Origin of the sequence: Cellulomonas sp. HD19AZ1, from assembly GCF_004535805.1 — a bacterium.
In the GTDB taxonomy this organism is placed as follows: Bacteria; Actinomycetota; Actinomycetes; order Actinomycetales; family Cellulomonadaceae; genus Cellulomonas; species Cellulomonas iranensis.
Window position 1 is genome coordinate 148,964 of the sequence record NZ_SPHX01000007.1, and the last position, 23,376, is coordinate 172,339.

21 protein-coding genes and 1 riboswitch are annotated in these 23,376 nt (G+C 76.0%); all 21 genes read right to left on the reverse strand.

Annotation, left to right across the window (positions count from 1 at the left end; genetic code table 11):
* Position 1 precedes the first annotated feature (1 nt).
* Positions 2-466 (reverse strand): 6,7-dimethyl-8-ribityllumazine synthase, encoded by a 465-nt coding sequence (ribH, locus tag E4A51_RS15825; RefSeq protein ID WP_070318749.1) that lies wholly within the window; start codon positions 464-466, stop codon positions 2-4.
* Complete coding sequence (gene ribA / locus E4A51_RS15830) at positions 463-1,872, reverse strand: GTP cyclohydrolase II (protein WP_240696515.1); 1,410 nt, start codon at positions 1,870-1,872, stop codon at positions 463-465. The genes ribH and ribA overlap by 4 nt, the downstream gene beginning before the upstream one ends.
* Complete coding sequence (locus E4A51_RS15835) at positions 1,869-2,483, reverse strand: riboflavin synthase (protein ID WP_134852329.1); 615 nt, start codon at positions 2,481-2,483, stop codon at positions 1,869-1,871. The genes ribA and E4A51_RS15835 overlap by 4 nt, the downstream gene beginning before the upstream one ends.
* Positions 2,483-3,517 carry a bifunctional diaminohydroxyphosphoribosylaminopyrimidine deaminase/5-amino-6-(5-phosphoribosylamino)uracil reductase RibD gene (gene ribD, locus E4A51_RS15840; RefSeq protein ID WP_082739697.1) on the reverse strand — a complete coding sequence of 345 codons (1,035 nt, stop codon included), beginning with the start codon at positions 3,515-3,517 and terminating at the stop codon, positions 2,483-2,485. Before ribD ends, E4A51_RS15835 begins: the two co-directional genes overlap by 1 nt.
* Positions 3,518-3,647: 130 nt before the next feature.
* Positions 3,648-3,781: riboswitch (FMN riboswitch) on the reverse strand.
* A 105-nt stretch (positions 3,782-3,886) separates the two neighbouring features.
* Positions 3,887-4,558, reverse strand: a complete 672-nt coding sequence (gene rpe, locus E4A51_RS15845) for a ribulose-phosphate 3-epimerase (RefSeq protein ID WP_134852330.1) — start codon at positions 4,556-4,558, stop codon at positions 3,887-3,889.
* Between the two features lie 66 nt (positions 4,559-4,624).
* On the reverse strand, positions 4,625-6,235 hold the full coding sequence (locus E4A51_RS15850) for an RsmB/NOP family class I SAM-dependent RNA methyltransferase (protein WP_134852331.1): 1,611 nt from the start codon (positions 6,233-6,235) through the stop codon (positions 4,625-4,627).
* Positions 6,232-7,191, reverse strand: coding sequence for a methionyl-tRNA formyltransferase (gene fmt / locus E4A51_RS15855; protein WP_134852332.1), 960 nt, complete (start codon positions 7,189-7,191; stop codon positions 6,232-6,234). The genes E4A51_RS15850 and fmt overlap by 4 nt, the downstream gene beginning before the upstream one ends.
* A 39-nt stretch (positions 7,192-7,230) precedes the next feature.
* Positions 7,231-9,327, reverse strand: coding sequence for a primosomal protein N' (locus E4A51_RS15860; protein ID WP_134852333.1), 2,097 nt, complete (start codon positions 9,325-9,327; stop codon positions 7,231-7,233).
* Positions 9,328-9,400: 73 nt separating this feature from the next.
* Positions 9,401-10,600, reverse strand: coding sequence for a methionine adenosyltransferase (gene metK, locus E4A51_RS15865; RefSeq protein WP_046528383.1), 1,200 nt, complete (start codon positions 10,598-10,600; stop codon positions 9,401-9,403).
* Between the two features lie 28 nt (positions 10,601-10,628).
* On the reverse strand, positions 10,629-11,840 hold the full coding sequence (coaBC, locus tag E4A51_RS15870) for a bifunctional phosphopantothenoylcysteine decarboxylase/phosphopantothenate--cysteine ligase CoaBC (protein ID WP_134852334.1): 1,212 nt from the start codon (positions 11,838-11,840) through the stop codon (positions 10,629-10,631).
* A 9-nt stretch (positions 11,841-11,849) separates the two neighbouring features.
* Positions 11,850-12,116, reverse strand: coding sequence for a DNA-directed RNA polymerase subunit omega (rpoZ, locus tag E4A51_RS15875; protein ID WP_046528381.1), 267 nt, complete (start codon positions 12,114-12,116; stop codon positions 11,850-11,852).
* Between the two features lie 143 nt (positions 12,117-12,259).
* Positions 12,260-12,826, reverse strand: a complete 567-nt coding sequence (gmk, locus tag E4A51_RS15880; protein ID WP_046528380.1) for a guanylate kinase — start codon at positions 12,824-12,826, stop codon at positions 12,260-12,262.
* Between the two features lie 102 nt (positions 12,827-12,928).
* Positions 12,929-13,240, reverse strand: coding sequence for an integration host factor, actinobacterial type (mihF, locus tag E4A51_RS15885; protein WP_013117080.1), 312 nt, complete (start codon positions 13,238-13,240; stop codon positions 12,929-12,931).
* Positions 13,241-13,378: 138 nt separating this feature from the next.
* Positions 13,379-14,245 (reverse strand): hypothetical protein, encoded by an 867-nt coding sequence (locus E4A51_RS15890; RefSeq protein WP_167748943.1) that lies wholly within the window; start codon positions 14,243-14,245, stop codon positions 13,379-13,381.
* Between the two features lie 175 nt (positions 14,246-14,420).
* The gene (gene pyrF, locus E4A51_RS15895) at positions 14,421-15,281 is read right to left on the reverse strand and encodes an orotidine-5'-phosphate decarboxylase (RefSeq protein WP_134852336.1); all 861 of its coding nucleotides are present in this window, start codon (positions 15,279-15,281) and stop codon (positions 14,421-14,423) included.
* Positions 15,278-18,601, reverse strand: coding sequence for a carbamoyl-phosphate synthase large subunit (gene carB, locus E4A51_RS15900; RefSeq protein WP_134852337.1), 3,324 nt, complete (start codon positions 18,599-18,601; stop codon positions 15,278-15,280). Before carB ends, pyrF begins: the two co-directional genes overlap by 4 nt.
* Positions 18,601-19,821 (reverse strand): glutamine-hydrolyzing carbamoyl-phosphate synthase small subunit, encoded by a 1,221-nt coding sequence (gene carA / locus E4A51_RS15905; protein ID WP_046528375.1) that lies wholly within the window; start codon positions 19,819-19,821, stop codon positions 18,601-18,603. Before carA ends, carB begins: the two co-directional genes overlap by 1 nt.
* A complete protein-coding gene (locus tag E4A51_RS15910; protein WP_070318760.1) occupies positions 19,818-20,366 on the reverse strand; it encodes a hypothetical protein in 549 nt (182 codons plus the stop codon). The genes carA and E4A51_RS15910 overlap by 4 nt, the downstream gene beginning before the upstream one ends.
* Entirely contained in the window at positions 20,366-21,682 is a 1,317-nt protein-coding gene (locus E4A51_RS15915) for a dihydroorotase (RefSeq protein WP_134852338.1), read from the reverse strand. Before E4A51_RS15915 ends, E4A51_RS15910 begins: the two co-directional genes overlap by 1 nt.
* Positions 21,679-22,683 (reverse strand): aspartate carbamoyltransferase catalytic subunit, encoded by a 1,005-nt coding sequence (locus tag E4A51_RS15920; protein ID WP_134852339.1) that lies wholly within the window; start codon positions 22,681-22,683, stop codon positions 21,679-21,681. The genes E4A51_RS15915 and E4A51_RS15920 overlap by 4 nt, the downstream gene beginning before the upstream one ends.
* Positions 22,680-23,273 (reverse strand): bifunctional pyr operon transcriptional regulator/uracil phosphoribosyltransferase PyrR, encoded by a 594-nt coding sequence (gene pyrR / locus E4A51_RS15925; protein WP_134852340.1) that lies wholly within the window; start codon positions 23,271-23,273, stop codon positions 22,680-22,682. The genes E4A51_RS15920 and pyrR overlap by 4 nt, the downstream gene beginning before the upstream one ends.
* Positions 23,274-23,376 lie beyond the last annotated feature (103 nt).

Here is a 23,376-nt window from a genome sequence, read left to right on the forward strand (position 1 = left end):
GTCACAGCCCCCGCAGCGCGACGACCGTCGCGACCGCGGCCTGCGCGGCCTCGGCGCCCTTGTCCTCGTGGGACCCGGCCAGCCCGGCGCGGTCGAGCGCCTGCTGCTCGTCGTCGCACGTGAGCACGCCGAAGCCGACGGGCACGCCCGTGCGCACAGCGACGTCCGTGAGGCCCACGGTCGCGGCCTGGCACACGTACTCGAAGTGCGGCGTGCCCCCGCGGATCACGACGCCCAGCGCCACGACGGCGTCGGCGTCCTGCGCGGCACGCGCCGCGGCCACGGGCAGCTCGAACGTGCCGGGCACGCGCACGACGCGCACGTCCGTGACGTGCGCGTCGTCGAGCGCGCGGCGGGCCCCGGCGATCAGGCCGTCCATGACGGTCGTGTGCCAGCTCGCGGCGACGACCGTGACGCGCAGCCCGGTGCCGTCGACGTCGAGGGTGGGCGATCCTGCGCCGCTCATGCCAGCTCCTCCAGGGGGTCGAACGCGTGGTCGGTCGTGTCGGTGCCCACGGTCGTGGGCGCGGCGTGCACCGGGTCGACCCGCACGGGGTCGCCGGGCGCCGGGGTCCCGGACGCACCGGGGGCGTCCGGTGCGTCGTCGAGGTGCAGCAGGTGCCCCATGCTCGTGGCCTTGGTGCGCAGGTACGCCTCGTTGTGCGGGGTGCGTCCCACCTCGAGCGCCCGCACCTGCGTGACCTCGACGCCGTGCGCGCGCAGGCCCGTGACCTTGGCGGGGTTGTTCGTCAGCAGGCGGACGCGGCACGCGCCGAGGTCCGTGAGGATCGCGGCGGCCGCGCCGTACTCGCGCCGGTCCGCGGGCCAGCCGAGGTCGACGTTCGCCTCGACCGTGTCGCGGCCCGCGTCCTGCAGCGCGTACGCCGCGACCTTCGCGAGCAGCCCGATCCCCCGCCCCTCGTGCCCCCGCAGGTAGACGACCGCGCCGCCCTCCGCGGCGGCGATCCGCAGGGCCGCGTCGAGCTGCGGGCCGCAGTCGCACCGGGCCGAGCCGAACGCGTCGCCCGTGAGGCACTCGGAGTGCACGCGCACCGGCGGCTCGTCGACGAGGCCCGAGGCCGCCACGAGCGCGACGTGCTCGTCACCCGTGCGCAGGTCGCGGTACCCGTGCACCCGGAACTCGCCGTGCGCGGTCGGCAGGTACGCGGTGTGCGTCGCGTGCACGCGCGGCTGCTCCGGGGCGGTGCCGGCGGCGGGTGCGACGTCGTCGTGCGCGAGGCGCCACGCCTGCAGGTCCGCGATCGTCAGCAGCACCAGGCCCGCCTCGGCGGCGATCGCCGACGCCTCGGGCAGCCGCACCATGCGACCGTCGTCGCGCACCAGCTCGGCGATCGCGCCGACCGGCTCCAGGCCGGCCAGCCGGCACAGGTCGACCGCGGCCTCGGTGTGCCCTGCACGGTGCAGCACGCCCCCGGGCACCGCGCGCAGCGGCAGCACGTGCCCGGGGCGGATCAGGTCGCCGCGGCCCGACGCCGGGTCGGCCAGCACGCGCAGCGTGCGCGCCCGGTCCGCCGCCGAGATGCCCGTCGTCACGCCCGTGGCCGCGTCGACCGTCACGGTGTACGCGGTGCGGCGCGGGTCCTGGCTGCTCGGCACCATGAGCGGCAGGTCGAGCGCGTCCGCGCGCCCGGCCGGCATCGGCGCGCACAGGTAGCCCGACGAGCGGCGGATCGTCCACGCCACCCACTCGGGCGTCGCGGACTGCGCCGCGAGCACGACGTCCGCCTCGTCCTCCCGGTCCGCGGAGTCCGCGACGAGCACGGGACGGCCCGCCCGCAGCGCGTCGAGCGCCTCCTCGACCGTGCCCAGGCGGACCTCGTCCCCGACCTCACCCGGCACGTGCCCGCTCACCGCAGCGCCCCGGACGTCGCGAGCAGCCGCTCGGTGTACTTCGCGAGCACGTCCACCTCGAGGTTCACGGCCGCGCCCGGTGCCAGGCTCCCCAGCGTCGTGACCTCGAGCGTCGTCGGGATCAGGGAGACCCCGAACACGTCGTCGCCCACGTGCGTGACCGTCAGCGACACGCCCGACACCGCGACCGAGCCCTTCTCCGCGACGTACCGCGCGAGCGCCGGGTCCAGACCGATCTCCACGTCGTCCCACCGCGGCCCCGGGCGGCGCGAGCGCACCACGCCGACGCCGTCGACGTGCCCCTGCACGACGTGCCCGCCGTACCGGCCGCCCACCGCCAGCGCCCGCTCCAGGTTGACCCGGTCCCCCACGACGAGCGCGCCCAGCGCCGAGCGGCGCAACGTCTCCGGCATGACGTCCGCGACGAACGTGCCGTCACCCGGCAGCTCCGCGACCGTCAGGCACACGCCGCTCACCGCGATCGAGTCCCCCAGGTGCGCGTCGGACGTCACCAGCTCGCCCCGCACCCGCAGCCGCGCGTCCGCCTGCGCACCACCGCCCGCCTCCAGCGCGACGATCGTGCCCAGCTCCTCGACGATGCCCGTGAACATCAGCGCTCCTCCAGCGACGTGGCGGACGCGTGCGCGGCCGACCGGGGTTCGGGGGTCGCGACGACCAGCACGTCGGTCCCCAGCGGGTGGACCTCGCGCGGCACCAGCCGCACGGCGTCCTCGATCGAGCGCACGCCCAGGTCGCCCAGCGCGGCCGGCCCGGCGCCGAGCAGCACCGGCGCCACGTACGCGTGCACCTCGTCGACCAGGCCCGCCGCGACGAACGCCGCCGCCAGCGTCGGCCCGCCCTCGACCAGCACGTGCCGCACCTCGCGCGCGTGCAGCGCCGCGACGACCCGCTCCGGCTCGTGCGTGCGCAGCGGGACCAGCTCGCCACCCGGGCCGCGCAGCCGCGCGTCGGCGGGCACGTCCCGGTACCCGACCACGACCCGCAGCGGCTGGTGCTCCACGAGCGACCCGTCACCTGTGCGCGCCGTCAACGACGGGTCGTCGGCCAGCGCCGTACCCGTCCCCACGACGATCGCCCCCACCTCCGCGCGCAGCCCGTGCGCGTGCCGCCGCGCGACGTCCGACGTGATCCACCGGCTGCTGCCGTCCGCCGCCGCGACCCGACCGTCGAGCGACGCCGCGAGCTTCAGCGTCACGAACGGGCGCCCGCGCGTCACCGCGGGCAGCCACGCCCCCAGCGCCGCGACGCCCTCGTCCGCGAGCACGCCCGTGACCACCTCGACCCCCGCGTCGTGCAGCCGCCGCGCACCCCCGGCCGCGACCGGGTTCGGGTCCGCCACGCCCACCACGACCCGCGCGACGCCCGCCGCCAGCAGCGCCAGCGAGCACGGCCCCGTGCGGCCCACGTGGTCGCACGGCTCGAGCGTCACCACGGCCGTCGCACCCCGCACGTCCGCGCCGCGCTCGCGGGCGTCGGCCAGCGCCGCGACCTCGGCGTGGGGCGTGCCCGCCCCCCGGTGCCAGCCCTCCCCGAGGGCCGTGCCGTCGGCGGCGAGCAGCACGCAGCCCACACGCGGGTTGGGCCCCAGGGGACCGCGCGACGCGAGCTCCAGCGCACGCGTCATCGCGGCCAGCTCGCACGGGCGGACGTCCGCCGTCGTCGTCACCACGCCCCGCACCTCCGTCGCCTCGACAGGCTCCGGGGTGCACGGGCGTACGACGCACCGTCACGGCGCGCGCAGGGGCGCACCGTGCACGCGTCTCCTCCCATCCGGACTTTCACCGTCGGTCCTGGAGTTCCACCAGGTCAACCGCTCGCCCCTCGCGGGGCTCACGGGTCGCGGACTGTCACCGCCGGCTCGGACTTTCACCGACCCCGGAGCACGTGTGTGTTCTGCAACGATGATGCCACAGCGGTCATTCCCGCCACGCGCACCGCCCACGACCGCACGGGACGGCCCGTCAGCGGCTCTGCACCGCGCGCCGCGGGCGGCTCACGCCTCGGTCGTCGGGTGCTCCGCGAGCGAGCGCAGCGCCGCGATCTCGCCGGCCACGTCGTCGGCGCCGTAGACCGCCGAGCCTGCCACGAACACGTTCGCCCCGGCGCGCGCGATCCGCCCGATCGTGTCGCGCGACACGCCACCGTCGACCTGCACCCAGGTGTCCGCGCCCGCCGCGACGATCGCCTCACGCGTGCGCCGCACCTTCGCGAGCGTGCCCTCGATGAACGCCTGACCGCCGAACCCCGGCTCGACCGTCATGACGAGCACCATGTCGACCTCGGCCAGCAGGTCGAGGAACGGCTCGACCGGCGTGGCCGGGCGCAGCGCCACCGACGCACGCACGCCGCCCGCCCGCAGCTCGCGCGCGAGCCGGACCGGCGCCTGCGTCGCCTCCGCGTGGAACGTCACCGACCGCGCACCCGCCTCGGCGTACTGCGGCGCCCAGCGGTCCGCGTCCTCGACCATGAGGTGCACGTCGAGCGGCACCGGGCTCACCTCGGCGATCCGCCGCACCACCGGCAGGCCGATCGTCAGGTTCGGCACGAAGTGCTGGTCCATGACGTCGACGTGCGCGTAGTCCGCCGTCGCGATCCGCTGCAGGTCGCGCTCGAGGTTGACGAAGTCCGCGGACAGGATGCTCGGGTTGATCAGGACGGGTGCCACGGCCCCACCGTACCGACGCCGCGCGGCACCGGCGCGCCGCGTCCGCCGGCCGTGCGGCGCAGCGGGTCAGAGACGGCGCAGCAGCGTGAGGTGCATCGCGTCCGTGCCGTGCACGTGCGGCCACAGCTGCACGTCCCGCCGGCCCGCGACCGGCTCCCACGACGGCGCCACCCCCGCGACCACCGGCGTCGCGTCCAGCACCTCGACGGACGTGCCCGCGCGCTGCGCGGCCCGCACCGCGTCGTGCACCACCAGCTGCGTCTCCGCCAGGTGCGGCGAGCACGTCACGTACCCCACGACGCCCCCGGGCCGCACCGCCGCGAACGCCGACGCCAGCAGCTCGCGCTGCAACGCGCTCAACGTCGCGAGGTCGGCAGGCGTGCGGCGCCACCGCGACTCCGGCCGCCGCCGCAGCGCACCCAGCCCCGTGCACGGCGCGTCGAGCAGCACGCGGTCGTACGACCCCGGCTCGACCCGCCCCACCTCGCGACCGTCACCGGTCCGCACCTCCTCGACCGCCGACGCGGGGACGGCCCGCAGCGACTGCGACACGAGTCGCGCGCGGTGCGGCTGCACCTCGTTCGCCACCAGCCGCGCCCCCCGCCCCGCCGCCAGCGCACCCAGCAGGGCGGCCTTGCCCCCCGGGCCCGCGCACAGGTCGAGCCACCGCTCGTCCGGGCCGTCCAGCGGCGCCTCGACGAGCGCGAGCGTCACGAGCTGCGACCCCTCGTCCTGCACGCCCGCACGCCCCTCGCGCACCGCCGTCAGCGCACCGGGGTCCCCGCTGCGCAGCACCAGCGCGGTCGGCACCAGCCCCGCCGGCGCCACCTCCGCCTGCTCCGCGAGCCCCGCCGGCTCGACGAGCCCCGGCCGCGCCACGAGCGTCACGCGCGGCGGCGCGTTGTCCGCCGCGAGCAGCGCGGGCAGCTCGTCCGCGGGCCGCCCCGACCCCACGAGCGCCTCCCGCAACGACCGCACGACCCACGCCGGGTGGCTCTCGACGGCCGCCAGCCGGGCGACCGCGTCCGACCCGTCGGGGTCGGCCGCGTCGCCGATGACCGTGAGCCACTCCTCGGGGGTCCGCTCGGACACCCGGCGCAGCACCGCGTTGACGAACTGCGCCGCACCGGCACCGACGCGCTCGCGGGCGAGCGCAACCGTCTCGGACACCGCCGCGTGCGACGGCACGCGCATGCCGAGCAGCTGGTGCGCGCCCAGGCGCAGCACGTCGAGCACGGGCCCGTCGACCTGCTCGAGGGGCCGCGACGACGCGTGCGCGAGCACCGCGTCGTACCGTCCCCGCAGCCGCAGCGTGCCGTACGCGAGCTCGGTCGCGAAGCCCGCGTCCCGCCCCGTGACGCCCCGCTCGCGCAGCAGCGGCGGCAGCACCAGGTTCGCGTACGCGTCGGACTCGGCGACGGCACGCAGCGCGTCGAAGGCGGCGCCCCGCGCCTGGTCCCCCGTGCGGGCGCGCTGCGACGGGGCCGCGGTCGTCCGGCCCGCTCGGCCCTCCGAGCGCGCCGCGCCGCGCTGCCGTCCCCGCGTGTCGCGGCGCTGCTCCTGGCCGTCCCGCCGGCCGGCGCCACCCTGGCCGCGACGGTGGCCGCTCCCCTGGCCGCGGCGCTCGCCGCCCCCCTGGCCGCGGCGCTCGCCGCCCTGGCGTCCGTCGGCGCTCACGCGTGCTCCCCCTGCTCCGGCGTGCCGGCCCCGAGGACCGTGCCGGGCGCGAGACGCGCACCGCGTGCCCAGTCCGCCGCGGGCATCGGACGCTTGCCCGGTGCGGTCACGTCGCCGAGGCGCACCGCACCGCTGCCCGTCCCCACGAGGACCTCCCGCTTGTCCGCGCGGACCTCGCCCGGTCGCAGGTCGGTGACGTCGGGCACGACGCGCACGGGCCCGAGCCCCAGGCGCTGACCGTCGGGGAGGGTCGTCCAGGCGCCGGGCGCGGGCGTGCAGCCGCGGACGCGCCGGTCGACCACGTGCGCGGGGTGCGTCCAGCGCACGAGCGCGTCGTCGGGCGTGAGCTTCGGTGCGTGGCTGACGCCGTCGTGCGGCTGCGGCACGGCGTGCAGCGTGCCGTCCTCGAGCGCGTCGAGCGTGCGGACCAGCAGCTCGGCGCCCGCGACCGCGAGGCGCCCCAGCAGGTCCCCCGTCGTGTCGGTGAGCCTGATGGTCTCGGTGAGGGTGCCGAGCACGGGCCCGGTGTCGAGGCCCTCCTCGATCACGAAGGTCGACGCGCCGGTCACCTCGTCGCCCGCCATGAGAGCGCGCTGCACGGGGGCCGCACCGCGCCACGCGGGCAGCACCGAGAAGTGCAGGTTGACCCAGCCGTGCGTCGGCACGGCCAGCAGCTCCGCCGGGACCAGGACGCCGTACGCGACGACCGGCGCGGCGTCCACGCGCAGGTCGCGGATCTGCTGGACCACCTCGGGATCGCGCAGCGTGCGCGGCGTCAGCACCGGCACGCCGCGGTCGCGCGCGAGCGCCGCGACCGGGGACGGCTGCAGCGTGCGGCCGCGTCCCACGCGCGCGTCCGGTCGGGTCAGCACGGCCACCACCTCGTGCCGGGAGCCCAGCAGGGCCTCGAGCGAGGGCACGGCGGCCGCGGGACTCCCCGCGAAGAGCAGACGCATGGACCCGATCCTAGGTCGCGCGCCGCGCCGGCCCGTGCGTCACAGCAGGTCGGCCGGGTCGACCTGGACGCGCACGGCGCCCCCCTCGCGGCGTGCGCTGCGGATCGCGACCGACGCCGCCACCGCGCGCGCGAGCTCGGCCCCGCGCGCGGGCGGCACCCGCAGCAGCGCACGCACCTCGGGCTCGAGCGCCGCACCCTGCTGCGGGTCCGCGGGCAGCGGCACGGGCCCCAGCACCTCCAGGGCGTCGACCGTCACGCGCGCGACGACCGCGGCGACCGCGTCGCGCGTGCCCGTGAGGGCCGCGACGCGCACCGCGGGCGGCAGCGCGAGCTCGGCGCGCTCGTCGAGCTCGCGCACCGCGAGACCGGCCGGGTCCCACCGGACGAGGGCCTGCGTCGGACGCGCGGCGCCGTCCCCCACGAGGAGCACCTGCCCGCCGTCGGTCGCGGAGCGCACGAGCGCCGCGGCGCCCAGCCAGCGGCGCAGCGCGTCGACCTCGGCGCCCAGGTGCTCGCCCGCGCTCGCGACGGCGGCGTCGAGCAGCACGGCCGCGGCGTACCCCGACGCGACGTGAGGCTCGGCCCCCGGCGTGGCGACGACCAGGGCCGGCCGGTCGGGCACCTCGGCCAGCACGCCTCCCGCGGCGCGCGCGCCGGAGACGCGCACGGTCGCCCCCGGGAACGCGCGGCCCAGCTCCTCGGCCGTCCGCTCGGACCCGACGCGCACCGAGCGCAGCGCCGCGGCACCGCACTCGTCGCAGCGCCAGCCCGTCGCGAGGCGCCCGCACCACCCGCACGAGGGCGGGCCGTCCGCGGACGTCAGCCCCAGCGGCCCGTGGCACGTCGTGCAGCGCGCGGGCGTGCGGCACCGGCCGCACGCGACGACCGGCACGTAGCCGGCGCGCGGCACCTGCACGAGGACGGGCCCCACGGCCAGCGCGTCGCGCATGGCACGCCACGTCGGTGCGGGGAGCCGTGCGGCCGCGGCCGGACCCTCGCGGGCGAGCTCGACGCTCGTGAGCGCCCGCACGCGTGCGGTCCTCGCGCGCACCGTCGCCCGCTCGGCGGCGACCTCGTGCGCCCAGCCGGTGGCCACCAGGTGCTGCGCCTCGACCGTGCGCGCGTGGCCGCCCACGAGCAGCGCGGCGCCCTCGAGCTCGGACCGCAGCGCGAGGACCTCGCGCACGTGCGGGTACGGCGCACGGGGCTCGGCGTGCTGCAGGTCGCCGTCGTCCCAGCAGACGGCCAGGCCGAGGTCGGCGACCGGGGCGAACGCCGACGCGCGCGTGCCCACGACGACGCGTGCGCTCCCCCGCAGCGTCGCGAGGAAGGCGCGGTACCGCGCCGCGGGTCCGTCGTCGGCGACGAGGCGCGCGACCGGGCCGCCCTGCGCGACGTCGACGAGCCCGACCTCGGCGAGGGCGGCGCACACGCGGTCGACGTCCCGCGCGTCCGGCACGACGACGAGCGCACCACGACCGCCGAGCACGCACGTCGCGACGGCCTGCGCGACGGCGGCCGCCCAGCGATGCGGACCCGGTCCGGGCAGCGCCGTCCAGACGGCGCGTGGTGCGCCGCCGGACAGCACGTGCCGCAGGAACGCGGGCCCGCCGCGGTACGCGTCCCACGCGACCGCCGCGGGTGCGGGCCCGGGCGTCGTGGCGTCCGCCGGGGGCGCAGCACCGTCCTCCCCCTCGACGCGCGCGTGCCGGGGCGGCACGGCGAGGCGCAGCACGTCGGCGAGCGTGCCGGCCCACCGGTCGGCGACCGCGCGGGCGAGCCGCGCGACCTGCGGCGCGACGACGGCCTCCGCCGAGACGACCCGCCGCAGCGGCAGCAGGCGTCCCTCGTGCTCGGCCCGCTCCACGCGCTCCAGCAGCCACCCGTCGACGTCCTGGCCGGCGAACCGCACCTTCACGCGCACGCCCGGCCGGGCGGCGGCGTCGAGGGTGGCGGGGACGACGTACTCGAAGGGCCTGTCCAGGTGCGGGGGCGCGAGGTCGACGCACACCCGCGCGACGGGCAGGTGCTCGGCGGGCCCCGCCGCCGCGGCGCTGCGACGCCGCCGGGGCGCCGGCGGCTCGAGCCCCGCGAGGGCGGGCTGCTCGGGCGCGGGGTCGGTCACGGTGCTCATCCCACCACGTCGCGCCGACGTCCCCGGCGCGGGTCGCGGCGGGGACGTCGGGGGGTCGGTCCGGTGCGGTGCGTCAGCCGACGGCGGCGATGAGCTCGGCCGTGCGGTCCGTGCGCTCCCACGTGAACTCCGGCAGGTCGCGGCCGAAGTGCCCGTAGGCCGCCGTGCGGCGGTACACGGGGCGCAGCAGCTCCAGGTCACGCACGATCGCGGCGGGACGCAGGTCGAACACCTGGCGGATCGCGGCGGTGAGCCGCTCGTCGGAGACCTGCGAGGTGCCGAAGGTCTCGACGTACAGGCCGACGGGGTGCGCCTTGCCGATCGCGTAGGCGACCTGCACCTCGCAGCGCCGCGCGAGGCCCGCCGCGACGACGTTCTTCGCCACCCAGCGCAGCGCGTACGCGGCCGAGCGGTCGACCTTCGACGGGTCCTTGCCGGAGAACGCGCCGCCGCCGTGGCGGGCCATGCCGCCGTACGTGTCGACGATGATCTTGCGGCCCGTGAGCCCGGCGTCGCCCTGCGGGCCGCCGATCACGAACTGCCCGGTCGGGTTGACCAGCAGGCGGTACGAGGACGTGTCGATGTCGACGTCGGCGAGCACGGGCGCGACGACGTGCTCCGCGATCTGGGCGACGAGGTGGTCGTTGAGGACGTCGGGCTCGTGCTGCGTCGAGAGCACCACGGTGTCGAGGGTGACCGGGCGGTCGCCGTCGTAGCCGACGGTCACCTGGGTCTTGCCGTCGGGGCGCAGACCCGCGACGAGGCCCTCCTTGCGGACGAGCGTGAGGCGCTCGGCGAGGCGGTGCGCGAGCCAGATCGGCAGCGGCAGCAGCGAGGGGGTCTCGTCGCTCGCGTAGCCGAACATCAGGCCCTGGTCGCCCGCGCCCTGCAGGTCGAGCGGGTCGAGGTCGGCGCCGTCCTGCCGGACCTCGAGCGCCTTGTCGACGCCCGCGGCGATATCCGGGGACTGCTGCCCGATCGAGACGGACACGCCGCACGAGTCGCCGTCGAACCCGATGAGGGACGACGTGTAGCCGATGCCGCGGACGACCTCGCGGACCAGCTGCGGGATCTCGACGTACGCGCTCGTCGTCACCTCGCCGGCGACGTGGACGAGGCCCGTGGTGACCATGGTCTCGACGGCCACGCGGGCCGTGGGGTCCTGCTCGAGGATGGCGTCGAGGATCGCGTCGGAGATCTGGTCGCAGATCTTGTCGGGGTGTCCCTCGGTCACCGACTCGGACGTGAAGAGGCGCAGGGACGTCGAGGTCATGGCGGCAGCGTAACGCCGTCGCGGCGTCTCAGAGGTGACGTCTCGTCAGCACCGCGTCCCACACGACGTGCGCCACCTCGTCCTTCGTCCCCGCGGCGGTCGCGACCACGTCGCCCGCGCGGTCGAGGACGGTGACGTCGTTGGTCGTCGTGCCGAAGCCACGGCCGCCCCCGACGGGGTTCACGACGAGCAGGTCGGCGCCCTTGCGGACGGCCTTGGCGCGCGCGTGCTCGAGGACGGAGCCCTCGGCGTCGCCGGTCTCGGCGGCGAAGCCGACCACCGTCTGCCCCGCTCGGGGCGGGTCGGTCACGAGCTCGCGCAGGATGTCGGTGGTCTCCACGAGTGCGACCACGGGCGCGTCGCCGGTCTTCTTCAGCTTGGCGTCGGCGACGCTCGCGGGCCGGTAGTCGGCGACGGCCGCGGCCATGACGACGACGTCGGCCTCGGCGGCGGCCGCTCGCACCGCCGCCCGCAGCTCGTCGCCGGTCTCGACGGGCACGACCGTCACGCCGGCACCGACGCGGGCGAGGACGTCGTGCGTGACGTTCGCCGCGACGAGCGTCACGCGCGCGCCGCGCTCGGCGGCGGCACGCGCCAGCGCGACGCCCTGCCGACCCGACGACCGGTTCCCGAGGAACCGGACCGGGTCGAGGGGTTCGCGGGTCCCGCCGGCCGACACGACCACGTGCGTCCCCGAGAGGTCCGACGGGCGGGCGGCGGCCACGAGCCGGAGGGCCGCCGCGGCGACGTCCTCGGGCTCCGGGAGACGTCCGGGCCCCGTGTCGGCACCCGTGAGGCGCCCGGACGCGGGGTCGAGCACGTGCACGCCGCGTGAGCGGAGGGTGGCGACGTTCGCGACGGTCGCCGGGTGCTCCCACATCTCGGTGTGCATCGCGGGGGCGAGCAGCACGGGGCAGCGCGCGACGAGCAGCGTCGCGGTGAGCAGGTCGTCGGCGCGGCCCGCGGCGGCGCGCGCGAGCAGGTCGGCCGTCGCGGGGGCGACGACCACCAGGTCGGCGGTCTTGCCGATCGCGACGTGCGCGACCTGGTCGACGTCCTCGAAGACGTCGGTCGTCACCGGCTCGCCCGACAGGGCCTCCCAGGTGGCGCGACCGACGAACTCGAGCGAGGCGCGCGTCGGGACCACGCGCACGGCGTGACCCTGCTCCCGCAGCAGCCGCAGCAGCAGGACCGCCTTGTAGGCGGCGATCCCGCCCGCGACACCGAGGACGACGCGCATGACGGGAGGTCAGGCCTCCGGCGTCGGCTCGGACGTGAGGAGGCCCTCGTCGATCTCGCGCATCGCGATCGACAGCGGCTTCTCCTGCGGGCGGGTCTCGACGAGCGGCCCGACGTACTCGAGGAGGCCCTCGTTGAGCTGCGCGTAGTACGCGTTGATCTGGCGCGCGCGCTTGGCCGAGAACAGCACGAGCGCGTACTTGGAGTCCGCGCGCTCGAGCAGGCGGTCGATCGGCGGGTCGGTGATGCCCGTGGGGGCGGCAACGGTTCCGGACACGGAGGACTCCCGTTTCGTCGGAGGGCTGGTCGGCGTGCGTCCGCCGGCGGGTGCCGGTGACGGCACGGGCGGCGGGAGGCGCAGCGCACCATGCTACCCGGTCGCGGCGGCGGACCCCGGGACGCGGAGGCGAGGGCCGGTCGTCAGGCCTCGATGCCCATGAGCCGGACGATCTCGTCGGTCGCCCGGTGCACGTCGTCGTTGACGACGACGTGGTCGAACTCCGACTCGGCGGCGAGCTCCACGCGGGCCGAGGCGAGGCGACGCTCGCGCTCCTCCTCGTCCTCGGTGCCGCGACCGACGAGCCGCCGCACGAGCTCGTCCCACGACGGCGGGGCGAGGAACACGAACCGCGCGTCCGGCATGGACTCGCGCACCTGCCGTGCGCCTTGCAGGTCGATCTCGAGCAGCGCGGGCTCGCCCGCGGCGAGCCGCTCCTCGACCGGGCCGCGGGGCGTGCCGTAGCGGTTGCGCCCGTGCACGACCGCCCACTCGAGGAGCTCGCCGCGCGCGGCCATCTCGTCGAACCGCTCGGGCGACACGAAGTGGTAGTGCAGCCCGTCCACCTCGCCCGGGCGCGGGGCACGCGTCGTCATGGAGACCGAGAGCCAGACCTGGGGGTACCGGGCGCGGATGTCGGCCGACACCGTGCCCTTGCCCACGGCGGTCGGTCCGGCCAGCACGGTCAGCCGTGCCTGCTGCGTCGTCATGCGTGCCCTGCTCCAGGTCGTGTCACGAGGTGCCCGGACGGTCCGGACACGGCGGCGCCCCGCCCGGGTCCGGGCGGGGCGCCGTGGGTGTCGCCGCGGCGCTCAGCCGAAACGGTCGACGAGGGCCTTCACCTGGTGCGGGCCGAGGCCACGCACGCGGCGGGTCTCCGAGATGCCGATCTCGGACATGATCGCTCGGGCCTTGACCTTCCCCACGCCGGGGAGGGACTCCAGCAGCGCGGCGACCTTGAGCTTGCCGATCGTCTCGTCCTGCTGGCCCTGCTCGATCACCTCGGACAGGGAGCCCTGCGAGTACTTGAGGCGGTTCTTCACCTCGGCACGGGCCTGCCGCGCCGCGGCAGCCTTCTCGAGCGCGGCGGCTCGTTGTTCGGGAGTCAGCGGAGGAAGAGCCACGCGCGTCACCTTCTCGTCACTGGGCCGGAGATCCTCGTCGGAATGCGCGGGATCTGAGGACGAAACTAGCGACGGTCCGACCGCTCGGCAACGCGGGAGCGCCGCGTGTCGCCCTGCGACCTGCGCCGACGCACCGGATCACACCTCGTCGGGCGCTCGGCGGGGTCGGTCGTCGCCCGCCGACCGACCCCGCCCGAGGCCCCGGACGTGCGCGACGGTGCAGGTCGCGAGGTGCGGGTCGTCGCCGACGAGCGCGGCCAGGACCTCCGTGAACGCCTTGCGCAGCCCGCGCGCGGTGATGGGCATGCCGACGGCCGCGACGGCACCCGTGCGCGGGTGCACCGAGGGGTGCGCGCGGACCCAGAGCTGCGGCGGCGGACTGCCCTCGAGCGTGGCGACCAGCGCTGCTCGGACGGGCAGCCACTGCTCGACCGCGTGCCGGGTCGGCTCGGACAGATCGTGGGGCACGTCGACGAGGCGCAGGGTCGTCGCGTCCGCCGCGAGGTCGGCGACGCACGCGCGCGCCAGGTCACGCTCGGACGCGCCGGTGTCCGCCAGCACGCGGACGTGGGCGCGGAACCGGACCCACACCTCCCACGAGACGCCGTGGGGCCGCCGGCCGCCCACCCGGGCGAGCAGCAGGCGCGCGGGCGCGTGGTCGCGCACGACGGGCGGGGTGGCGGGACGGCGCAGCGCGGCGAGCGCCCGGTCGGCGGCGTCCGCGTCGAGCATCGCGTGCTCGACCGCGTGCCGGAGGAGCCCGCGTGCGGCAGTGGCGCGCTGCCGCACGGACGCCGCCGACGGCTCACGGCCCGAGCCCGTCGGGGACGTCGACCACAGGGCGAGCCGGTCGTCCTGGGCGACCTGCCCGAGGGGCTCCTCCCCCAGCTGCGCGACCAGGTCGGTGAGCGCCCAGCGCTGGGCGCGTGCGGTCGACGCCGGGCGCTGCTCGAGCTGGACGAGGTACCGCGCCGCGGCCTGCCCCACCGTCGTCCGTCCGCGCACGTCCGCACCTTAGCGGCGGGTCCGCACCGGGTTCGCCTTCGGGGCGGGCCGCCGTGAGGCGGCGCTTGTTCGTCCCCGTGGCGGTGGTAGACCGCTAGGTTCCGTTATCGTGACGCACCGACGCAGTGCTGAGCGGTGGTCGCGCGCCCTCGTACGACAGGCGCGCGACCCTGCGTCAGCGCAGCGCAGCGGCCGCCTGGGACGAGGCCTCAAGGGCCGCGGTGCGCAGCGCTCCGACCTCCGGGCCCGCGGCCAGCACTCCCCTGCTCGAGGACGCGAGCACCTGACGGCGGGCGTCACCGAACACCGCGGCGAGCTCGGCGGCCCCCGCGCCCTGCGCACCGACGCCCGGTGCGAGCAGCGGGCCCGCGACGGCCGCGAGGTCGACCCCTGCGTCGCGCGCGGCCGTGCCGACCGTCGCGCCGACCACGAGCCCGATCGACCCGAGGCCCGCCGCACCCGTGTTCAGGGCGGCCGCGCGCGCGGCGACCTGTGCCGCGACGCTGACGCCCTGGGCCGTGCGCGCGTGCTGCACGTCCGGACCCTCGGGGTTCGACGTCAGGCAGAGCACGAACAGGCCTCGCCCGGTCGCCAGCGCGAGGTCCACCGCCGGGTCGAGCGACCCGAACCCGAGGTACGGCGACACCGTGAGCGCGTCCCCCGCGAGCGGCGAGCCGTCCCGCAGGAACGCGTCCGCGTACGCGCCCATCGTCGAGCCGATGTCGCCGCGCTTGGCGTCGACCACGACGAGCGTGCCGGTCTCCCGGCCCGCCGCCACGACCTCCTCCAGCACGGCCACGCCCGCGGACCCGTGCCGCTCGAAGAACGCGGCCTGCGGCTTGACGGCCGCGACCCGCCCGGCGACGGCGTCCATGACGCGGTGCGCGAACTCGCGCAGACCCGCGGCGTCGTCCGGGAGCCCCCACGCGTCGAGCAGCGACGCGTGGGGGTCGATCCCGACGCACAGGGGCCCGTGCACGTCCATCGCCGCGGCCAGCCGCTCGCCGAACGGGCGCACGCGTGCGGGCGCCGTCACGCGGGCACCGTCGCGCGCCGCTGCGCCGCCGCCGCGTCGTGCTCCTGCAGGCTCGTGACCGCGAACGGTCCGGACCGCCGCGCCTCGATGGCCTGCACGGCCGCACCCAGCTGCTGCACGGTCGTGACGATCGCCTTGTCCGCGGCGGTCGTGGCCGCGCGGATCTCGTACCCGTCGGCGCGCGCGCCCTGCCCGGACGGCGTGTTGACGACCATCTCGACCTCGCCCGCGGTGATGAGGTCGACGATCGTCGGCTCCCCCGCCGGCCCGCGGCCGGCGGAGTGCTTGCGGACCACGCGCGACGGGATGCCGCTGCGGCGCAGGACGGCCGACGTGCCCTCGGTCGCGAGGATCTCGAACCCGAGCTCGACCAGACGCTTCACGGGGAAGACGATGGACCGCTTGTCCCGGTCCGCGACCGAGATGAAGACCCGGCCGGAGTCCGGCAGCCCGCCGAACGAGGCCGCCTGCGACTTCGCGAAGGCGGTCGGGAAGTCGACGTCGAAGCCCATGACCTCGCCCGTCGAGCGCATCTCCGGCCCGAGCACGGTGTCGACGACCTGACCGTCCGCGGTGCGGAACCGCTTGAACGGGAGCACGGCCTCCTTGACCGCGATCGGCGCGTCGAGGTCGAGCGTGCTCGCGTCGGCCCGCGGCAGGACGCCCTCGTCGCGCAGCTGCGCGATCGTGCGGCCTGCCATCACGAGCGCCGCGGCCTTGGCGAGCGACACACCCGTCGCCTTCGACACGAACGGCGCCGTGCGCGACGCGCGCGGGTTCGCCTCGAGGACGTAGAGCACGTCGGACACGAGCGCGAACTGGATGTTCAGCAGCCCGCGGACGCCGACGCCGCGCGCGATCGCCTCGGTCGACGTGCGGATCCGCTCGAGCTCGGCGACCGACAGCGTCACGGGCGGCAGCACGCACGCCGAGTCGCCCGAGTGGATGCCCGCCTCCTCGATGTGCTCCATGACCCCGCCGAGGAAGAGCTCGATGCCGTCGTAGAGCGCGTCGACGTCGATCTCGATCGCGTCGTCGAGGAAGCGGTCGATGAGCAGCGGCGGCAGCGACGCGCGGTGCCCGCCGACCTGCTCGGCGAGCGCGCGCTCGACGTACTCCGTGAGCTGCGCCTCGTCGTACACGATCTCCATGCCGCGGCCGCCGAGCACGTACGACGGGCGCACCAGCACCGGGAACCCGATGCGACGCGCGGTCTCCCGCGCGCCCTCGAGCGTCGTCGCGGTGCCGAACGCGGGCGCGGGCAGACCGGCCGCCTCGAGCACGGCGCCGAACTCGCCGCGGTCCTCGGCCGCGTCGATCGCCTCCGGCGGCGTGCCCAGGATCGGCAGGCCCGCGTCGGACAGCCGCTGCGCGAGCGACAGGGGCGTCTGCCCGCCGAGCGTCACGATGAGTCCCGCCACCGGGCCCGCCGCGAGCTCGGCCTCGTAGACCTCGAGCACGTCCTCGAACGTCAGCGGCTCGAAGTACAGCCGGTCGGACGTGTCGTAGTCGGTCGACACGGTCTCGGGGTTGCAGTTGACCATGACGGTCTCGTACTCGCCCTTGAGCGCGAGCGCCGCGTGGACGCACGAGTAGTCGAACTCGATGCCCTGCCCGATGCGGTTCGGCCCCGAGCCGAGGATGAGGATCGCGGGACGCTCGCGCGGCGCGACCTCGGTCTCCTCGTCGTACGACGAGTAGTGGTACGGCGTGCGTGCCGCGAACTCGGCGGCGCACGTGTCGACCGTCTTGTAGACGGGCCGCACGCCCAGCGCCCAGCGGGTGCGCCGCACGGCGTCCTCGCTGGTCTGCCGCAGCGACGCGACCTGCGTGTCCGACAGGCCGTGGCGCTTGGCGCGCGCGAGCACGTCGCGCGTGAGCGCGGGCGCGTCGGCGGTCTCCTGCGCGACCTCGTTGATCAGCTGCACCTGGTCGAGGAACCACGGGTCGATGCCCGTGCGCGCGTACACGTCGTCGACGGGGACGCCCGCGCGCAGCACCTGCTGCACGTCGACCAGCCGGTGCTCGGTGGGTCGCGAGATCGACGCGACGAGCCGCTCGAGCTCCTCCCCCGTGGCCGCCTCGCCGTCCCAGTGGAACGTCGAGCCCTTCTTGTCGATCGAGCGCATGGCCTTGCCGAGCGCCTCGGTGAAGTTGCGGCCCATGGCCATGGCCTCGCCGACCGACTTCATGGTCGTCGTCAGCGTGTCGTCGGCGGCGGGGAACTTCTCGAACGCGAACCGCGGGACCTTGACGACGACGTAGTCGAGCGTCGGCTCGAACGACGCGGGCGTCGACCCCGTGATGTCGTTGGGGATCTCGTCGAGCGTGTAGCCCACCGCGAGCTTCGCGGCGATCTTCGCGATCGGGAAGCCCGTGGCCTTCGACGCCAGGGCCGACGAGCGCGACACGCGCGGGTTCATCTCGATGACGATCACGCGCCCGGTGTCGGGGTGCACCGCGAACTGGATGTTGCAGCCGCCCGTGTCGACGCCGACCTCGCGGATCACGGCGATGCCGATGTCCCGCAGCCGCTGGTACTCCCGGTCCGTCAGCGTCAGCGCGGGTGCGACCGTCACCGAGTCGCCGGTGTGCACGCCGACCGGGTCGACGTTCTCGATCGAGCACACGACCACGACGTTGTCGTGCTTGTCGCGCATGAGCTCGAGCTCGTACTCCTTCCAGCCGAGGATCGACTCCTCCAGGAGCACCTCGGTGGTCGGCGAGTAGTGCAGGCCCTGCCCGACGATGCGCCGCAGGTCGTCCTCGTCGTACGCGATGCCCGAGCCCAGGCCGCCCATCGTGAACGAGGGCCGCACGACCATCGGGTAGCCGAGGTCCTCGGCCGCGCCGAGCGCCTCGTCGATCGTGTGGATGATCGCCGAGCGCGCCGACTCCCCGCCGCAGACCTCGACGACCTGCTTGAACTGCTCGCGGTCCTCGCCCTTCTGGATGGCGGGGATGTTCGCGCCGATCAGCTCGACGTCGTACTGCTCGAGCACGCCTGCCTCGTCGAGCGCGATCGCCGCGTTGAGCGCGGTCTGGCCGCCCAGCGTCGGCAGGATCGCGTCGGGGCGCTCCTTGGCGATGATCGAGGTGAGCACCTCGGTCGTGATCGGCTCGACGTACGTGGCGTCGGCGAACTCCGGGTCGGTCATGATCGTGGCCGGGTTGGAGTTCACGAGGACGACCCGCAGGCCCTCCTCCTTGAGCACGCGGCACGCCTGCGTGCCGGAGTAGTCGAACTCGCAGGCCTGGCCGATGACGATCGGGCCGGAGCCGATGACGAGGACGGACTGCAGGTCGTCGCGGCGGGGCATCAGGCGGCGCCCTTCTGGTTCGTCGCGTCGCCGCCGGTCGTGCCGGCGCCGTCGCGGTGGGAGGTCATGAGGTCGAGGAAGCGGTCGAACAGGTAGGCCGCGTCATGCGGGCCGGCCGCCGCCTCGGGGTGGTACTGCACCGAGAACGCCGGCAGGTCGAGCGCTTCGAGGCCCTCGACGACGTCGTCGTTGAGGTCGACGTGCGACACGCGGACGCGGCCGTAGCGGCCGCCGTCGAAGGGCGCGACCGTCTCGGCGTCCAGCGGCGCGTCGACGGCGAAGCCGTGGTTGTGGGCCGTGATCTCGACCTTGCCGGTCGTGCGGTCCATGACCGGCTGGTTCACGCCGCGGTGGCCGTACTGCAGCTTGTAGGTGCCGAAGCCCAGGGCACGGCCGAACAGCTGGTTGCCGTAGCAGATCCCGAAAAACGGGATCCGGCGGTCGAGCACGCCGCGCAGCACGTCGATCTCGTGGCGCGCCGCGGCGGGGTCGCCCGGGCCGTTGGAGAAGAACACGCCGTCGGGCTGCACCGCGAGGACGTCCGCGATCGTCGACGTCGCGGGCAGCACGTGCACCTCGACGCCGCGCTCGGCCATGCGCTGCGGGGTCATGGCCTTGATGCCCAGGTCGACCGCCGCGACGCGTGCGCGCGGCTCGTCGAGCGGCGCGCCGTCGGGGCCCAGGGCCGGCACGACGTACGCGGCGTCGACGCTGACCTCGCCGGCCAGGTCGGCGCCCGTCATCGCGGGGGCCGTCAGCACCTCGTCGACCAGCTCGTCGACCGGGCGCCGCTCGCCCTCGGGACGCACGAGCGCGTCGCCCGAGAAGATGCCGGCGCGCATGACGCCCCGCTCGCGCAGGTGCCGCGTGAGGGCGCGGGTGTCCACGTCGCTGATGCCGACGACGCCCTGCGCCGCGAGCTCCTCGTCCAGCGAGCGGCGCGAGCGCCAGCTCGACGGACGGCGGGCGGGGTCCCGCACGACGTACCCGGCGACCCAGATGCGCCGCGACTCGGGGTCCTCGTCGTTGACGCCCGTGTTGCCGATGTGCGGCGCGGTCATGACGACGACCTGCCGGTGGTACGACGGGTCGGTCAGGGTCTCCTGGTAGCCCGTCATGCCGGTGTTGAAGACGATCTCGCCGAGCGTCCGCCCGGTCGCGCCGTACGCGCGTCCGGTGAACGTGCGGCCGTCCTCGAGGACGAGGATCGCGTCGCTCATGCCTGCTCCTCTCGCGCCGGGGGCGCGGCGTCGGTGTCGGTGGGGGCCGCGACGAGCGCGCGGGCGGCGTCGAGCAGCGTGCCGCGCTCGGCGTCGTGGCGCACGTGCAGCGCGGTGTCGAGGGCGGTGCCGGTGGTGGGGTCGGGCACCCAGGTGAGGACCACGAGGCCGTCCCGGCCGACGAACTTGCCGGCCTGGCCGCTCGTGGTGCCCACGGCGGTCAGCGCGGCGGCGGGCACCCACAGGTCGCGCGCACCGGTGCGGGTGACGGCCACGCCGTCGGCGTGCACGCGCACGCGGGCCGGGCTGCGGACCCCCAGGTCGTGGGCCACGACCCGGTCGAGCCAGTCGCCCGCGCGCGTCGAGGACACGTACACGGCCTCGATCGCGTCGGTGACGGGCGCGCCGGGCGCGTCCGGGAGCACCGGCAGCGACGGCACGAGCGCGGCGGTGCGACGCTCGCGCGAGCGCCAGCCGTGCCGCATGCCCCACAGCCCGAGCACCGCGAGCGCGGCCAGCAGCGTGACGGAGAGCCAGACGGGCATCAGGCGGGCACCCCCGGCCCGACGAGCGCGCCGTCGAGCACGGTCGCGCGGCCGCGCAGGAACGTGGCGACCACGCGCCCGGGCAGCTCGGTGCCGGCGAAGGGCGAGTTGACGCTCGCGGTGGCCTGCTGCTCGGGGACGACGACGCGCCGGGCGGTCGGGTCGACGAGCGTGAGGTTGGCGGGCTCCCCCACGGCGATCGGGCGGCCCTGGCCGTCGAGGCGTCCGATCCGCGCGGGCGCGGCGGACATCACGCGGGCGACGTCGGCCCAGGTGAACCGGCCGGTGTCGACCATGACCTGCTGCACCACGGAGAGCGCGGTCTCGAGGCCGGTCATGCCGAAGGCGGCGGCCGCCCACTCGCAGTCCTTGTCCTCGCGGGCGTGGGGCGCGTGGTCGGTGCCGACGGTGTCGATCGTGCCGTCGGCGAGGCCCGCGCGGACGGCCTCGACGTCCTGCGCCGTGCGCAGGGGCGGGTTGACCTTGTAGCGCGGGTCGTAGCCGCGCACGAGCTCGTCGGTGAGGACGAGGTGGTGGGGCGTGACCTCGGCGGTGACGTCGATGCCGCGGGCCTTGGCCCAGCGGACGATCTCGACGGACCCGGCGGTGGACAGGTGCAGCACGTGCAGGCGCGAGCCGACGTGCTCGGCGAGCAGGACGTCGCGCGCGACGATCGCCTCCTCGGCGACCGCGGGCCAGCCGGTGAGCCCGAGCTCGGCGGAGACGACGCCCTCGTGCATCTGGGCGCCCGCGGTGAGACGCGGCTCCTGGGCGTGCTGCGCGACGACGCCGTCGAAGGCCTTGACGTACTCGAGCGCGCGACGCATCACGACGGGGTCGTGCACGCACTTGCCGTCGTCGGAGAACACGCGGACGCGCGCGGCGGAGCGGGCCATGGCCTGCAGCTCGGCGAGCCGCTCGCCCTCGAGGCCGACCGTGACGGCGCCGACGGGGTGGACGTCGGCGTAGCCGGCGTCACGCCCCAGGCGCCAGACCTGCTCGACGACGCCCGCGGTGTCCTGCGTGGGGGTCGTGTTGGCCATGGCGTGCACGGCGGTGAAGCCGCCGAGCGCGGCGGCGCGCGTGCCGGACGCGACGGTCTCGGCGTCCTCGCGGCCGGGCTCGCGCAGGTGGGTGTGCAGGTCGACGAGGCCGGGCAGCAGCACGAGCCCGTCGGCGTCGACCACACGGGCGTCGCGCGCGGCGTCGTGCGTGCGGGCGTCGGCGCCGAGCGCGGCGACGACGCCGTCGGCGAGCAGCACGTCGGTCGGGTCGCCGCCCAGCGGGCGGGCGCCGGTGAGCAGGGTGGCGGTCACGCGGGCACCTTCGTCTCGTCGGTCGTGCGGGTCGTGCGCGTGCCGTCGCCGGCGAGCAGCAGGTAGAGGACGGCCATGCGGACCGCGACGCCGTTGGCGACCTGCTCGACGATGACGGCGCGCGGCGAGTCGGCCGCGTCGGCGCTGATCTCGAGGCCGCGGTTCATGGGGCCGGGGTGCAGCACCACCGCGTGGTCGGGCAGGGTCGCCAGGCGGCGGGCGTCGAGGCCGTAGCCGCGCGTGTACTCCAGCGGGCTGGGGAAGAACCCGCCGCCCGCGCTGGACATCCGCTCGCGCTGCACGCGGAGCATCATCACCGCGTCGGGCTGCGTCGCGAGCGCGTCGTCCAGGTCGTAGGACACGGTGGCGGGCCACGTGTGCACGCCGACGGGCAGCAGCGTGGGCGGGGCGACGAGCGTGACGCGCGCGCCGAGCGTGCGCAGCAGCTGCACGTTGGACCGTGCGACACGGCTGTGCAGCACGTCGCCGACGATCGCGACGTGCAGGCCCGCGAGGTCGCGGCCCGTCGTGTCGGTGGTCCCGCGGTCGCCGACGAGGTGCCGGCGCAGCGTGTAGGCGTCGAGCAGCGCCTGCGTGGGGTGCTGGTGCATGCCGTCGCCCGCGTTGACGACCGCGCCGCTGGTCCACCCGGCGTGCGCGAGCGTGTGCGGCGCGCCGGATGCCTGGTGACGGATCACGACGGCGTCGGCGCCCATGGCCTGCAGCGTGAGGGCCGTGTCCTTGAGGGACTCGCCCTTGGAGACGCTCGAGCCCTTGGCGGAGAAGTTGATGACGTCGGCCGACAGGCGCTTGGCGGCGGTCTCGAAGGAGATGCGCGTGCGCGTCGAGTCCTCGAAGAACAGGTTGACCACGGTGCGCCCCCGCAGGGTCGGGAGCTTCTTGATCTCGCGTGCCTGGGTCGCGGCCATCTGCGCGGCGGTGTCGAGGACGTGCACGGCCTGCGCGGGGCTGAGGTCGGCGGCGGACAGCAGGTGCCTCATCGGGCACCGCCCTCGATGACGACGCGGTCCTCGCCGTCGGTCTCGGCCAGGAGCACGCGCACGCGCTCGGCGGTCGCGGTGGGCAGGTTCTTGCCGACGTAGTCGGCGCGGATCGGCAGCTCGCGGTGCCCGCGGTCGACGAGCACGGCGAGCTGCACGGCGCGCGGCCGTCCGAGGTCGCTGATCGCGTCGAGCGCGGCGCGGATCGTGCGCCCCGAGTACAGGACGTCGTCCACGAGCACGACGACCTTGCCGTCGACGCCGTCGCCCGGCACGTACGTCTCGCCGATGGTGCGCGTGGGGTGGTGCGCGAGGTCGTCGCGGTGCATCGTCACGTCGAGGCTGCCGACGAGGTCGTGCTCGGCGACGTCCTCGACCTGCGCGAGGCGCTGCGCGAGGCGGCGTGCGAGCGGGAGGCCGCGCGTGGGGATGCCGAGCAGGACGACGTCGGCGACGCCCTTGTTCCGCTCGACGACCTCGTGCGCGATGCGCGTCAGTGCGCGTCCCACGTCGTCGGCCCCGAGGACCGTCGTGCCGGTGCCCCCGGCGGGGGTGCTCCCGGGTGCGGGCGCAGGTGTGCCAGTGCTCATGCGTGCGACTCCTTCCCCGCCTCACGGGACGGGCTTAAAGGGAGGTTGCTCGACGGGTCACATTACCTGCGGATCCCGCGGGTGCGCGGTCGTGTCCACGTGA

What these genes read in the sequence shown, in the direction of transcription:
- ribH (WP_070318749.1), bottom strand. Translation starts at nt 466, where the DNA reads ATGAGCGGCGCAGGATCGCCCACCCTCGACGTCGACGGCACCGGGCTG.
- E4A51_RS15835 (WP_134852329.1), bottom strand. Translation starts at nt 2,483, where the DNA reads ATGTTCACGGGCATCGTCGAGGAGCTGGGCACGATCGTCGCGCTGGAG.
- ribD (WP_082739697.1), bottom strand. Translation starts at nt 3,517, where the DNA reads ATGACGCGTGCGCTGGAGCTCGCGTCGCGCGGTCCCCTGGGGCCCAAC.
- fmt (WP_134852332.1), bottom strand. Translation starts at nt 7,191, where the DNA reads ATGCGTCTGCTCTTCGCGGGGAGTCCCGCGGCCGCCGTGCCCTCGCTC.
- E4A51_RS15860 (WP_134852333.1), bottom strand. Translation starts at nt 9,327, where the DNA reads ATGAGCACCGTGACCGACCCCGCGCCCGAGCAGCCCGCCCTCGCGGGG.
- metK (WP_046528383.1), bottom strand. Translation starts at nt 10,600, where the DNA reads ATGACCTCGACGTCCCTGCGCCTCTTCACGTCCGAGTCGGTGACCGAG.
- coaBC (WP_134852334.1), bottom strand. Translation starts at nt 11,840, where the DNA reads ATGCGCGTCGTCCTCGGTGTCGCGGGCGGGATCGCCGCCTACAAGGCG.
- gmk (WP_046528380.1), bottom strand. Translation starts at nt 12,826, where the DNA reads ATGACGACGCAGCAGGCACGGCTGACCGTGCTGGCCGGACCGACCGCC.
- carB (WP_134852337.1), bottom strand. Translation starts at nt 18,601, where the DNA reads ATGCCCCGCCGCGACGACCTGCAGTCCGTCCTCGTCATCGGCTCCGGC.
- carA (WP_046528375.1), bottom strand. Translation starts at nt 19,821, where the DNA reads ATGAGCGACGCGATCCTCGTCCTCGAGGACGGCCGCACGTTCACCGGA.
- E4A51_RS15910 (WP_070318760.1), bottom strand. Translation starts at nt 20,366, where the DNA reads ATGCCCGTCTGGCTCTCCGTCACGCTGCTGGCCGCGCTCGCGGTGCTC.
- E4A51_RS15920 (WP_134852339.1), bottom strand. Translation starts at nt 22,683, where the DNA reads ATGAGGCACCTGCTGTCCGCCGCCGACCTCAGCCCCGCGCAGGCCGTG.
- pyrR (WP_134852340.1), bottom strand. Translation starts at nt 23,273, where the DNA reads ATGAGCACTGGCACACCTGCGCCCGCACCCGGGAGCACCCCCGCCGGG.